8 protein-coding genes and 1 pseudogene are annotated in these 13,327 nt (G+C 68.9%); 5 read left to right on the top strand and 4 right to left on the bottom strand.

The annotated features are described in order from the left end of the window. Positions 1 to 292: 292 nt before the first annotated feature. Positions 293 to 1,385 (bottom strand): annotated as a pseudogene (locus tag ACIP8W_RS04875) (ATP-grasp domain-containing protein); the annotation flags it as partial. A gap of 145 nt (positions 1,386 to 1,530) precedes the next feature. Here ACIP8W_RS04875 and ACIP8W_RS04870 point away from each other — a divergent pair. From ACIP8W_RS04870 to ACIP8W_RS04850, 5 genes are all read left to right on the top strand, one after another. Next, positions 1,531 to 3,213 carry a thiamine pyrophosphate-binding protein gene (locus tag ACIP8W_RS04870; RefSeq protein ID WP_401953052.1) on the top strand — a complete coding sequence of 561 codons (1,683 nt, stop codon included), beginning with the start codon at positions 1,531 to 1,533 and terminating at the stop codon, positions 3,211 to 3,213. 12 nt (positions 3,214 to 3,225) lie between these two features. After that, complete coding sequence (frc, locus tag ACIP8W_RS04865; RefSeq protein ID WP_401953050.1) at positions 3,226 to 4,482, top strand: formyl-CoA transferase; 1,257 nt, start codon at positions 3,226 to 3,228, stop codon at positions 4,480 to 4,482. Between the two features lie 8 nt (positions 4,483 to 4,490). Beyond that, positions 4,491 to 6,623, top strand: a complete 2,133-nt coding sequence (locus tag ACIP8W_RS04860; RefSeq protein ID WP_401953528.1) for an acetate--CoA ligase family protein — start codon at positions 4,491 to 4,493, stop codon at positions 6,621 to 6,623. Positions 6,624 to 6,764: 141 nt separating this feature from the next. Next, entirely contained in the window at positions 6,765 to 8,153 is a 1,389-nt protein-coding gene (locus ACIP8W_RS04855) for an OFA family MFS transporter (RefSeq protein ID WP_401953047.1), read from the top strand. Between the two features lies 1 nt (position 8,154). After that, positions 8,155 to 9,525 carry an OFA family MFS transporter gene (locus ACIP8W_RS04850; RefSeq protein WP_402149473.1) on the top strand — a complete coding sequence of 457 codons (1,371 nt, stop codon included), beginning with the start codon at positions 8,155 to 8,157 and terminating at the stop codon, positions 9,523 to 9,525. Between the two features lie 113 nt (positions 9,526 to 9,638). Here ACIP8W_RS04850 and ACIP8W_RS04845 read toward each other — a convergent pair whose 3' ends face one another. Genes ACIP8W_RS04845 through eboE form a run of 3 tightly spaced genes read right to left on the bottom strand, consistent with a single transcriptional unit; the run spans position 9,639 to position 13,325 of the window. Next, positions 9,639 to 10,712 (bottom strand): sugar phosphate isomerase/epimerase family protein, encoded by a 1,074-nt coding sequence (locus tag ACIP8W_RS04845; RefSeq protein ID WP_402201946.1) that lies wholly within the window; start codon positions 10,710 to 10,712, stop codon positions 9,639 to 9,641. Positions 10,713 to 10,743: 31 nt separating this feature from the next. Next, a complete protein-coding gene (locus ACIP8W_RS04840) occupies positions 10,744 to 12,159 on the bottom strand; it encodes an alkaline phosphatase family protein (RefSeq protein ID WP_401953039.1) in 1,416 nt (471 codons plus the stop codon). After that, the gene (eboE, locus tag ACIP8W_RS04835) at positions 12,156 to 13,325 is read right to left on the bottom strand and encodes a metabolite traffic protein EboE (protein ID WP_402149477.1); all 1,170 of its coding nucleotides are present in this window, start codon (positions 13,323 to 13,325) and stop codon (positions 12,156 to 12,158) included. Before eboE ends, ACIP8W_RS04840 begins: the two co-directional genes overlap by 4 nt. Positions 13,326 to 13,327: the final 2 nt, after the last annotated feature.

The following is a 13,327-nucleotide window of genomic DNA, read 5'->3' as shown; positions in this document are numbered from 1 at the left end:
GTGAGGGAAGTTGCCCGGGGGCGTTCGTCCGGGGGGCCGTTGGCGACCGTACGGACGAACGGTTCGCCGCCGACGAAGGCGCCGCGCCAGGAGTGGCCGAAGCCGCCGAACAGCTCGTCGCGGTCGCTAACGGAGCAGGGGGGTGTGGCACCAGACGCGTGTGCGGCGAGGCTCGCGCGTACGGCCTGGCGGGCGGTGGTGGCGGGCAGCCGGCGGCCGTCGGGCTGCCAGGGCGATGCCCAGAGACGCGTACCCGGTCGTCGCGAAAGGCTTCGGGCCTGGCGGCGAGACAGCGCCGCCAGGCGTCCGACCAGGCCGTTCCCGGTTCGAGGAGCGGATGCGCGCGGCCTGCGAGGATCGCCCTGCCACGGGCCGCGCTGTTCCCGTCCAGGCGTACGACCAGCGGTTTGGTCAGCGTTACGGAGTCCAGGGCCCGGACGATCCCCTCGGCGACGGCGTCGCAGGCGGCGATGCCACCGAGGACACTGGCCAGGACGGACCTGACGTCCGGGTCGGAGAGGATGACGGAGAGCACAGCCGCCATCACCCCGGCCGACGCCCCTCCCCCGATGTGGAGGAAGCCGGTGGGGCGGGCGCCGCAGCCCGCGACCGCGTCGAGGGTGGACATGCCGAGGCCGGCGCCATTTACCGATGACGCCGACCGTGCCGTCGGGCTTGACGTAGCCGAGCCCCTTCGCGGCTGCCGCGGCCTCCAGCGGGTCCCCGTGCGGGTCGGGCTCGGCGCCGCCCCAACGCGCCTGCCGGAAGCGGGCGTTGTCGTCCAGGGTGACTTTGCCGTCGAGGGCGGGCAGCAGCCCGCCCGAGGTCCGTACCAACGGATCCACCTCGACCGGCAGGGCGTCCTCGCGGATCAGCGCCTGCCAGGGCGCGCGGAGTACGGGAACGGCGCCGGGCGGCAGTCCGGCCGCCGCCGCGATCCGGGTGGCGACGGCCTCGGTGACGCCTTCCGCCGGGTCGACGGGGATACGGGCCACCGCTTCCGGGCGGGTGGCGGCTACCTCCTCGCTCTCCATGCCGCCCTCGGCGGAGGCGATGGCCAGGAACCTCCCGGCCGCCCGGTCGAGGACGTAGTCGACGCAGAACTCGGCCTCGATGTGCACGGGTTGGGCGAGCATCACCGCACCGACCGCATGGCCCTCGATGTCCGTGGCGAGCATCTGACGGATGGTCAGTACGGCGGCGGCCGGGCCGGCGGCGAGCTTCACACCGCCCGCCGGTCTTCACCTGCGCCTTGACGACCGCCCGGCCGCCGAGCCGTTCGGCGGCCGGGCCGGCCTCTCGGCCGCGGCCACCACCTCGGCCGCCGGTACCGCGATGCCGCGATCCGCGAAGAGCTCCCTCGCCCGGTGTTCGTACAGATCCACAGCCGGCCCCCTCCGCCGAAAATGTCGCACGCCCTCTGGACACCGCCCACCGAATGGAGGATAACAAGGTTCATACAGTATCCGTCGACTGTATACAATAGACGTGGAGGGTGACCGGCCCTCTGCTACGAAGGGACAGGACGCCATGCCCGACGACAGCCAGGAACTCATCTCCGGTGGACATCTGGTCGCCAAGGCGCTCAAAGCGGAGGGTGTCGAGGTCATCTACACCCTCTGCGGCGGCCACATCATCGATATCTACGACGGTTGCGTCGACGAGGGCATCGAGGTCGTCGACGTACGTCATGAACAGGTGGCCGCCCACGCCGCCGACGGCTATGCCCGTATCACCGGGAAGCCCGGCTGCGCGGTGGTCACCGCCGGGCCCGGTACTACCGATGCCGTCACCGGGGTCGCCAACGCGTTCCGCGCCGAGTCGCCCATGCTGCTCATCGGCGGACAGGGCGCCCACACCCAGCACAAGATGGGGTCGCTCCAGGACCTGCCGCACGTCGACATGATGACGCCGATCACCAAGTTCGCCGCCACCGTGCCGGACACCGCGCGCGCGGCCGACATGGTGTCCATGGCGTTCCGCGAGTGCTACCACGGCGCTCCGGGGCCGTCCTTCCTGGAGATCCCCCGCGATGTGCTCGACGCCAAGGTCCCGATGGACCGGGCGCGGATCCCCGCGGCCGGCCACTACCGGGCCTCGACCCGTTCGGCCGGGGACCCCGAGGCCGTGGAGAAGCTCGCCGATCTGCTGGTCCACGCCGAGAAGCCGGCGATCCTGCTCGGCAGCCAGGTCTGGACAACCCGGGGCACCGACGCGGCCGTCGAGCTGGTACGTACCCTCAACATCCCCGCGTACATGAACGGCGCGGGACGCGGCACACTGCCGCCCGGCGACCCGCACCACTTCCAGCTCTCCCGGCGCTACGCGTTCTCCAACGCCGATCTCATCGTCATCGTCGGCACGCCGTTCGACTTCCGGATGGGGTACGGCAAACGCCTCTCCCCGGACGCGACCGTCGTCCAGATCGACCTCGACTACCGCACGGTCGGCAAGAACCGGGACATCGACCTCGGTATCGTCGGCGACCCCGGGCTGGTCCTGGCGTCGGCGACACAGGCCGCGAGCGGCCGTATCAACGGCGGCGCCGTCGGGCGCAAGGCCTGGCTGGACGAGCTGCGCGCCGCCGAGCAGACGGCGGTGGCGAAGCGGCTGCCGCAGCTGCGGTCGGACGCCTCGCCCATCCATCCGTACCGGCTGGTCAGCGAGATCAACGACTTCCTGACCGAGGACTCCATCTATATCGGTGACGGCGGGGACATCGTCACCTTCTCCGGTCAGGTCGTCCAGCCCAAGTCGCCGGGACACTGGATGGACCCCGGGCCGCTCGGCACCCTCGGCGTCGGTGTGCCCTTCGTCCTCGCCGCCAAGAAGGCACGGCCCGACAAGGAGGTCGTGGCGCTCTTCGGTGACGGCGCGTTCTCCCTGACGGGCTGGGACTTCGAGACGCTGGTGCGTTACAACCTGCCGTTCGTCGGCATCGTCGGCAACAACTCCTCGATGAACCAGATCCGTTACGGCCAGAAGGCCAAGTACGGCGACGAGCGGGAGCGGGTCGGCAACACCCTCGGCGATGTGCACTACGACAAGTTCGCCCAAATGCTGGGTGGTTACGGCGAAGAGGTACGCGACCCCGCCGACATCGCGCCCGCGCTCCGGCGGGCCCGCGAGTCCGGGCTGCCGTCGCTGATCAACGTCTGGGTCGACCCCGACGCCTACGCCCCCGGAACCATGAACCAGACCATGTACAAGTAAAGGAGCCCTCCCATGACCCAGGCTCTCGACACCTCAAGGGGAACCAAGGCACTCTCCGGCATCCGCGTCCTCGATATGACGCATGTTCAGTCGGGGCCCTCCGCAACGCAGTTGCTCGGCTGGCTCGGCGCGGACGTGGTGAAGCTGGAGGCGCCGAGCGGTGACATCACCCGCAAGCAGCTGCGCGACATACCCGACGTCGACTCGCTCTACTTCACCATGCTCAACTGCAACAAGCGGTCGATCACCCTCAACACCAAGACGGAGCGCGGCAAGGAGCTCCTGACCGAACTCATCCGCCGCTCCGATGTCATGGTGGAGAACTTCGGCCCCGGCGCCGTCGACCGGATGGGCTTCACCTGGGAACGTATCCAGGAGATCAACCCGCGGATCGTCTACGCCTCCATCAAGGGCTTCGGTGAAGGCCCGTACACCGGCTTCAAGGCGTACGAGGTGGTCGCGCAGGCCATGGGCGGCTCGATGGCCACCACCGGCTTCGAGGACGGCCCGCCCCTCGCCACCGGGGCGCAGATCGGCGACTCGGGGACGGGTGTCCACGCCGTCGCGGGGATTCTCGCCGCGCTCTTCCAGCGCGAACACACCGGTCGCGGCCAGCGCGTCAATGTCGCGATGCAGCACGCCGTGCTCAATCTCTGCCGGGTGAAACTCCGTGACCAGCAGCGGCTGTCCCACGGCCCGCTGGCCGAGTACCCGAACGACGACTTCGGCGACGAGGTGCCGCGCAGTGGCAACGCGAGCGGCGGCGGACAGCCCGGCTGGGCCGTCAAGTGCGCGCCGGGCGGGCCCAACGACTATGTGTATGTGATCGTGCAGCCGGTCGGCTGGCGGCCGGTCACCGAGCTGATGAGCCGCCCCGAGCTGGCCGACGACCCCGAGTGGGCGACCCCGGAGGCCCGGCTGCCCAAGCTCGGCAAGATGTTCCAGCTCATCGAGGAGTGGACGGCCACCCTCCCCAAGTGGGAGGTGCTGGAGAAGCTCAACGCGCACAACATCCCCTGCGGCCCGATCCTCTCCACCAAGGAGATCATCGAGGACGCCTCGCTCGCCGCCAACGAGATGATCGTCGATGTTCCCCACTCCCAGCGCGGCTCCTTCACCACCGTCGGCTCCCCGCTCAAGCTCTCCGACTCCCCCGTGGACGTGGTCACCCCGCCGCTGCTCGGCGAGCACAACACGGAGATATACGTCGGTGAACTGGGCCTGGGAAACGAGGAATTGCGGGTTCTCAAGACGGACGGAGTCATCTAGCAGTGGACATCACAGAAGAGAGCCGCAAGGCGGTGCGCACCCTGGTGGACGCCGCGCTCGCCGAGGGCCGTACCGTGCTGACCGCGCCCGAGGGCAAGGCCGTCACCGACGCCTATGGCATCCCCACCCCGGCCGAGGGGCTCGCCGAGTCCGCCGACGAGGCCGTGGCGCTCGCCGCCCGGATCGGCTTCCCCGTCGCGATGAAGATCGTCTCGCCCGAGATCACGCACAAGACGGAGGCGGGCGGTGTACGGATCGGACTGGGGTCCGCCGCCGAGGTGCGCGGGGCGTTCACCGCGATCGTGGGCAACGCCCGCGCGTACGCCCCGGACGCCCGGATCCTGGGCGTACAGATCCAGCGGATGGTGCCCGCCGGTACCGAGGTGCTCATCGGCACCGTCACCGACCCCACCTTCGGGAAGATCGTGGCCTTCGGCCTCGGCGGAGTGCTGGTGGAGGTCCTCAAGGACGTCACGTTCCGGCTCGCCCCCGCCTCCGGGGACGACGCGCTGTCGATGCTCGACGGGATCCGCGCGGCGGAGATCCTGCGCGGGGTACGCGGCGCCGCCGCCGTCGACCGGGAGGCGCTCGCGGAGCTGATCGTCAGGGTGTCCCGACTCGCCGCCGACTTCCCCGAGATCGCCGAGATCGACCTCAATCCGGTGTTCGCCTCGCCGGACGGGGTGGTGGCCGCCGATGTACGGATCCTGCTGACCGCCGAGGTCCCGGCCGCGCGACGTACGTACACCCGCGAGGAGATCCTCGTCTCGATGCGGCGGCTGATGGAGCCCCGCTCGGTGACGGTGATCGGAGCCTCCAACGAGCAGGGCAAAATAGGTAATTCAGTCATGCGGAACCTTATCGACGGAGGTTTTCCGGGCGAGATACACCCGGTGAACCCCAGGGCCCATGACATTCTCGGCCGCAAGGCGTACAAGAGCGTGATGGACGTTCCCGGTGAGCCTGATGTGGCGGTCTTCGCGATCCCCGCACAGTTCGTTCCCGCGGCGCTGGAGGAGGTCGGCCGCAAGGGCATACCGAACGCCGTGCTGATCCCCTCCGGCTTCGCCGAGACCGGCGAACACGCCCTCCAGGAACGGATCGTGGCGATAGCGCAGGAGTACGGGGTGCGGCTGCTGGGCCCCAACATCTACGGCTACTACTCCACCTGGCAGAACCTCTGCGCCACCTTCTGCACCCCGTACGACGTCAAGGGCGGTGTGGCGCTGACCTCGCAGTCCGGCGGCATCGGGATGGCGATTCTCGGCTTCGCCAGGAGCACCAGGACAGGGGTGTCCGCCATCGTCGGGCTCGGCAACAAGTCCGACCTGGACGAGGACGACCTGCTGACCTGGTTCGGCGAGGACCCCCGCACCGACTGCATCGCGATGCACCTGGAGGACCTCAAGGACGGCCGCGCCTTCGTGGAGGCGGCGCGTGCCACCGTACCCGGAAAGCCGGTCGTGGTCCTCAAGGCCGGGCGCACGGCGGCCGGTGCGAAGGCGGCGGGCTCGCACACGGGCGCGCTGGCCGGGGACGACGCGGTGTACGACGACATCCTGCGGCAGGCCGGGGTGATCCGGGCGCCGGGGCTGAACGAGATGCTGGAGTACGCGCGGGCGCTGCCCGTGCTCCCCACTCCACAGGGTGACAACGTCGTCATCATCACCGGCGCCGGCGGCTCGGGGGTGCTGCTGTCGGACGCCATCGTCGACAACGGGCTCTCCCTGATGGAGATCCCGCCCGATCTGGACACGGCGTTCCGCGCCTTCATCCCGCCCTTCGGGGCGGCGGGCAACCCGGTGGACATCACCGGGGGCGAGCCGCCGTCCACGTACGAGGCGACGATCCGGCTCGGTCTGGAGGACCCGCGGATCCACGCGCTGGTGCTGGGCTACTGGCACACGATCGTCACACCGCCGATGGTCTTCGCCGAACTGACGGCGCGGGTCGTGGCGGAGTTCCGGGAGCGCGGCATCGAGAAGCCGGTGGTGGCATCGCTGGCGGGCGATGTCGAGGTCGAGGAGGCGTGCCAGTACCTCTTCGAGCACGGGGTGGTGGCCTATCCGTACACCACGGAGAAGCCGGTCGCCGTGCTGGGGGCGAAGTACCGGTGGGCGCGGGCGGCGGGACTGCTGTGATCCTTCACCACGGCCAACCATGTCCGGCCACAGGAGAGTTGAGGGGAGGCGGTCGATGATCTGATCCCCACCCGGGTGAGCACGAAGGTTTTGGACAGGGGGCGCTGGCCAGTTCTTTCGATGCAAGGGATGCGACACCACATGACAACCACTCAGATCTCGGGCCCCGTCCCCTTCGAAGAGGTGACGGACCGCAACGGCCGGGTGTACCGGATCGGCGAGTCCGACCGGGACATCATGGGCCGGCCACGTTGGACGATGGTGCTCTTCCCCTGGATGGGCATGCTCGGTATCAGTTCGTCGGAGTACGCGTTCACCTCGGCGGAGGACACTCTGCACGAGGCCCATCTCTGGGACAGCGGGCATATCTTCTGGCTGATGGGCGTCTGGATCTTCTTCCAGGCGGCCATCGCCTTCCCCGCCGGGCGGTTACGCGAGAGCGGCTGGCTGCCCGCCCGTCACTCCATGATGCTCGGCGCGCTGGGCACCGTACTGGGCTATCTCTCGCTGGCCTTCGCGCCGCATGTGATCGTGGCGTACATCGGTTTCGGGATGTTCAGCGGCATCGGCGCCGGTCTGGTCTACGCCACCTGTGTGAACATGGTCGGCAAGTGGTATCCGGAGCGCAAGGGCGGCAAGACCGGCCTGGTCAACGGCGGTTTCGCCTACGGTTCCGTGCCCTTCGTCTTCCTCTTCACCTCGTACATGGACCTGAGCAACTACCAGGGTGTGCTGGTGGCGGTCGGGCTGATCTGCTGTCTGGTCGTCGCGAGCGCGGGGTGGTTCTTCGAGGACCCGCCCAAGTGCTGGTGGCCGGCGGGCGCCGATCCGCTGAAGGTCTCGGAGGACCCCCGGGTCCGGCGGGCGCTGGCGAAGAACCCGCCGGCGGTGAAGCAGTACACACCGAGGGAGGCGGCCCGGACCCCGGTGATGTGGATGATGTGGTTCTGTCTGCTCTGCACCGCCGGGATCAATATCTTCGGGATCGCCTTCCAGGTGCCCTTCGGCAAGGACATGGGGTTCGCGGGCGGGATCGTGGCGACCGCGATGTCGCTCAAGGCGATCGTGAACGGCACGGGCCGCGGTGTCATCGGCTGGATCTCCGACCGGTACGGGCGCCGCAACACACTGGTCTTCGTCTGTCTCGTCCTGGGCTGCGCGCAGTTCGGTGTGCTGATCTCCGGATCCGTGGGAAGTATGCCGTTCTTCCTCTTCTGCTCGATGGTCTCCGGCTTCGGCGGCGGCGCGATCTTCCCGCTGTTCGCGGCGATGACGGCGGACTACTTCGGAGAGAACAACAATGCCTCGAACTACGGCATGGTCTACAGCTCCAAACTCATATCGGGCCTGGTCGGCTCCGGTATGGGAGCCGTCGTGGTGGCCTCCTGGGGCTATCGGGGCGCGTTTGTCATCGCGGGCTGCATCGGCCTCGCCTCCGCCGTACTGGCGCTGTTCCTGAAAGCACCGGGACGACCGGATCCCAGGAAAATCCAGCCCAATCCCCATCCCATCGGCCGGGAGATCGTCTGATATGACCGCAGAACCTCTCTCAGGTACGTCCGCGCCGGCTCCGGCCGACGCGGGCTACCGCGAAATCACCGACGCCCATGGCCGAATCTACCGGGTCGGCGAGTCCGACCGGCAGATCCTCGGCCTCCCCCGCTGGACGATGGTGGCACTGCCATGGCTTGCCATGCTCGCCATCAGTGTGTTCGAGTACGCCTTCGGAGCCGCCGAGGAGACCCTCTCCAGAGCACACCACTGGACCTCGACGAACACCTTCTGGGTACTCAGCGTCTGGATCTTCTTCCAGGCCGCCGTGTCCTTCCCCGCCGGACGGATGCGTGAGAAAGGGATTCTGACCAGCAGAGCCGCCATGCTCATCGGCTCGGTCTGCTCGCTGCTGGGGTTCGTCAGCCTCAGCCACGCGCCGAACTTCTGGCTCGCGGTCGCGGGCTTCGGCCTGCTCGGCGGAGTGGGTTCGGGGCTGATCTACTCGACCAGTGTGAACATGGTCGGGAAGTGGTACCCGGAGCGCAGGGGCGGCAAGACCGGTCTGGTCAACGGCGCGTTCGCCTATGGCGCGGTGCCGTTCATCTTCCTGTTCACGTACGGCTTCGACACCTCCAATTACCATACGGTGCTGGATCTCGTCGGTGTGTACGTACTCCTGCTGACCCTGGTCGCGGGGCTGTTCTTCAAGGATCCGCCGAAGAACTGGTGGCCTGAGCACATCGATCCGGTCAACCGCGCGGGCGATACCAAGTCCTCGGCCGCCCTGGTCAAGAACCCGCCCGCGGTACGGCAGTTCACACCACAGGAGGCGTTACGCACCGGAACCGTACCGCTGATGTGGCTGTGCATGCTGTGCTGCGCGGGCGTCTCCATCTTCGGGATCTCGTTCCAGGTGCCGTTCGCGAAGGAGATGGGCTTCGGCCCACTGATCGCGGCGTCGTCCATGGGTGTGATGTCGGTGATCAACGGCACCGGGCGCGGAGTGGTGGGCTGGCTGTCGGACCGGCTCGGCCGGCGGACCACACTGACGTACGTGTGTCTGATGCTGGCCGTGGCACAGTTCGGCGTCCTCTGGGCCGGGGAGGTAAGGAATCAGATGTTGTTCCTGGTCTTCGCGTTCCTGTCCGGCTTCGGCGGTGGTGCGTTCTATCCCCTGTTCGCCACGCTGGTCCCCGACTACTTCGGGGAGAACAACAACGCGTCGAACTACGGCATGGTCTACAGCGCGAAGCTGGTCAGCGGGTTGTTCGGCGGCGGGCTCGGCGCCATGGTGGTGGCGTCGTGGGGGTACGTCGGCGCGTACGTGGCCTCCGGTGTGGTGTCCCTGATCGCGGCGGGAATCTCGCTGCTGCTGCGGCAGCCGGGCTCCCCGCCACGCAGCGTCTGAGCCGCGCTGACCGGCTACCGGTATCCGTGCCGGTAGCAGGTCAGCGCTTCTCGTCAGGTACGTCGTGAACGTTTCTCGTCAGATCGCGGTCCGCGCTTCTCGTCAGGTGCCGGTCAGCGCCTCTCGCGCAGCGCGTGCAGATGCGCCGACGACTTGCGGGCGAAGGCCAGGGAGTCCACCGGCTGGTCGTGCTCGGCCTGCCAGTGGTGGTTCCTGCGGCCGCCGGGGGTCCTGTTCACCGCCGAGATGAAGCGCTGGTAGTCGATGTCGCCGTCGCCGACGTCCACCATGCGGTAGCCGTCGCGGGCGGCGATGTCCTCGACACCGTCCTTGACGTGGAACAGCGGGTAACGGTGGGGCTGTTCGAGTACGTAGCGCAGCGGATCGAAGGGCGCGGGCCTGCCCTCGACGGTCCTGCTGAAACGGAACTGGCCCGCGTACGCCCAGTAGATGTCCATCTCCAGATAGACCAGCCCGGGGTCGGTCTCCGCCAACAGGACGTCGTAGAGCCGGACATTCGGCCGGTCGGTGGCGAAGGAGAACTCCTCCGCGTGGTTGTGCTGGTAGAACTTCATGCCTCGGCGCTTGGCTGCCGCGCCATAGATGTTGAAGTCCGCGGCGGCCCGCTTCCAGGCGTCCACGGTGGAACCGTAGCGGAACGGGGCCGAGGCGGTCCCGATGTGTTCCAGGCCGAGCGCCTGGGCGTCGTCGAGGACCTTGGTGAGGTTCTGGGCGAAGCTGTAGGCGTTCGGGTTGTTGTCGTCGTAGTAGTTGACATGGCTGCCGATGGCCTTGAGCCCGTGGTTCCTGACCAGTCGCTTGAGCTGCGGCAGTGTGATCGCGCCGGCGCCGCCCTGGGTATAGCCGGCGAACTCGATCTCGTCGTAGCCGAAGCGCTCCAGTTCGTCGAAGACCTTGGCGAAACCGATCGTGGACACCTTGTCGCGCAGTGAGTAGAGCTGGATGCCGAGCCGGCCGGGAGGCAGGACGGGCACACCGCCCTGGCCGTGGCCGTGGCCGGTGCGGGGGCCGCCGTGTCCCGTGTTCTGTCCCGTGCTGTGTGCGGCGGCGGGGAGCGCCGAGACGCCGACGACCGCCGCGGCGGTGGCTCCGGCGGCGACACCGAGCATGCCGCGTCTGCCGATCCTGCGCGCGAGTTCGGGGTCTGCTGACTTCTTGCGGCTCATGACGAAACTCCTTGTGTCGCGTGGTCGCCACTTATGTCGTGTAGTCGCCAATGTGTTCCGGTTGGCGATGCAGTCCGGCAAGCTGGAGGAGCAGGGACTTCACATCGGTGGCCGCCACGCGGTCACCGACGGCACGGGGGACGGAGCACAGGATGAGCGGACCTTCGTCGTCGCTCGGCGGCAGCCGGCCGTGGCTGCCGCGAATAGGCGAGGGGTCGAGGGGGACGACCGCGAGGCGGTAGCGCATCCCGAGCTTCTTGCGGGCGACCGCCTTGGCCGCCTTGAGCCGTACATACGGATCGAGCGGGTCCATGAACAGCTCGACGGGGTCGTAGCCGGGTTTGCGATGGATCTCGACCAGCTGGGCGAAATCGGGCGCCCGGTCGTCGTCGAGCCAGTAGTAGTACGTGAACCACGCGTCCGGTTCGGCGACGGCCACCAGCTCCCCCGAGCGGGGATGGTCGAGGCCCTGCGCCTTCTTGCCCTCGTCGTCGAGTAGTTCGTCGATCCCGGGGAGATCCCTCAGCGCCTCGCGAGTGGCGTCGAGGTCCTCCGGACGGCGTACGTAGACATGGGCGAGCTGGTGGTCCGCGACGGCGAAGGCCCGGGAGGCCATCGGGTCCAGATACTCCATGCCGTCCTGGGTGTGGACCTCCAGGAGGCCGGCCCTGCGCAGCGCCCGGTTGATGTCGACGGGACGGGAGACCCGGGTGATGCCGTACTCGGAGAGCGCGACAACGGTACGGCCCTCGGCGGCGGCGTCGTCGAGCAGTGGGCCCATGGCCGCGTCGAGGTCGGCGGCGGCCCGGTGGGAGCGCGGGTCGTCGGGGCCGTAGCGCTGGAGGTCGTAGTCGAGATGGGGGAGGTAGCAGAGCGCCAGATCGGGGTGGCGGGTGCGGATGACATGGCGGGTGGCGTCCACGATCCACTGGGAGGAGACGAGATCCGCGCCGGGTCCCCAGAAGTGGAAGAGGGGGAAGGTGCCGAACAGCTCGGTGAGTTCGTCGTGCAGCGCGGGCGGGCGGGTGTAGCAGTCGGGTTCCTTGCGGCCGTCCGCATAGTAGACGGGGCGGGGGGTGACGGTGAAGTCGGTGTCCGCGCCCATCGCGTACCACCAGCAGATATTGGCGACGGTATAGCCGGGGTGGACCCGGCGGGCGGCGTCCCAGAGCTTGTCCCCGGCGACCAGCCCGTTGTGCTGGCGCCAGAGCAGTACGTCACCCAGCTCGCGGAAGTACCAGCCGTTGCCGACGATGCCGTGCTCGGCCGGGAGCGTCCCGGTCAGGAAAGTGGACTGGGCGCTACAGGTGACGGCGGGCAGCACCGTGGTCAGCGGGGCCCGGGAGCCGGTGCCCGCCAGCTTCCGCAGATTCGGCATGTGGTGCAGGAGCCGGGGGGTGAGACCGACGACATCCACGACCAGAAGGGGGGTCGGGCGCTGTGTCATGGCAGTTCCTTGAGACCGAGGTCGACCAGCAGATCGCGGGCCAGGGCCAGTTCGGCGGCGATCCCGTCCGCGAGCTGTCCGCGCGAGCGGGGCCGCAGCTCCGCCGGGAGCGCCTGCCAGGTGTACGTCTCGACCTCCAGATGGCGGGTGAGCGGTACGGGCCCGCCGACCAGCCGGGTCAGGGCGTCCTGGAGCACCGGCAGGGTGGAGGCCAGCGGTGGGGCGGGCGGCGCGTGCAGCGGGACGTGGAAGTGCGACCGCCAGGGCGCGCCGTCCGGCAGGGACTCCCCGGCGAGTGCCTCGTCCAGATCGTCGGTGCCGCGCAGTCCGGCGGCGGTGCTGGTGCGGGTCTGGTGGAGGAAGCGGGGCTCGGCGAAGGCGCCGAGCGCCTCCCGTACCTCCGGCAGATGCGGATGCTCGGCGTGCAGCGCGGCGGAGAGCTGGGCCTTGGGGATGACCACCCCCGCGGCCTCCAGCGCGGCCAGCGCGGTGGCCGGGTCCTCGAAGGAGGTCGCCAGATGGCAGGTGTCGACACAGATACCGATCCGGCCGCTGCCGATATCGGTGAGCGGACCGATCGCGTCGGCGGTGGTCTCGACGGTGCAGCCCGGTTCCGGTTCCAGGGCGATCCTGATGGATTTCCCGGTCAGCTCCTCCAACGCGTCGAGCCGCCCGGCGAGCGTGGTCAGCGCGGTCCTGGCGGTGCGGGCCCCGGCGTCGGTCCAGGTGGTGCGCCAGCCGAGCGGCAGGGTGGAGACGGAGCCCTCGGTGACATCGTCGGGCAGCAGGGCGGCCAGCAGCCGGGCCAGATCGCCGGTGTGGGCGAGCCGCTCGGGATCGGCCCAGTCCGGCTTGTACACCCGGTACTTGACCTCCTCGGCCCCGAACCCCTCGTAGGGGAAGCCGTTGAGTGTGACGACCTCCAGCCCCCGCCTCTCCAGTTCGGCGCGGAGCCGTCGCAGTGTCGCCGGGTCGTTGGTCAGGGCGCGGGCGGCGTCCCTGGCGAGCCAGAGGCCGATGCCGAGTCGGTCTCGGCCGAGGCGTTTGCGTACCGGTTCGCAGTGGTCGCGCAGTTGGGCGAGGACACCTTCGAGTGTCTCCGCCGGGTGCACATTGGTGCAGTACGAGAGATGGACGGTGGACCCGTCGGGATGGCGGAAGCGCATGG

The sequence above is a fragment of the Streptomyces sp. NPDC088554 genome (genome assembly GCF_044752945.1).
Taxonomy (GTDB): Bacteria; Actinomycetota; Actinomycetes; order Streptomycetales; family Streptomycetaceae; genus Streptomyces.
This window is presented reverse-complemented; position numbering and strand designations above follow the sequence as displayed.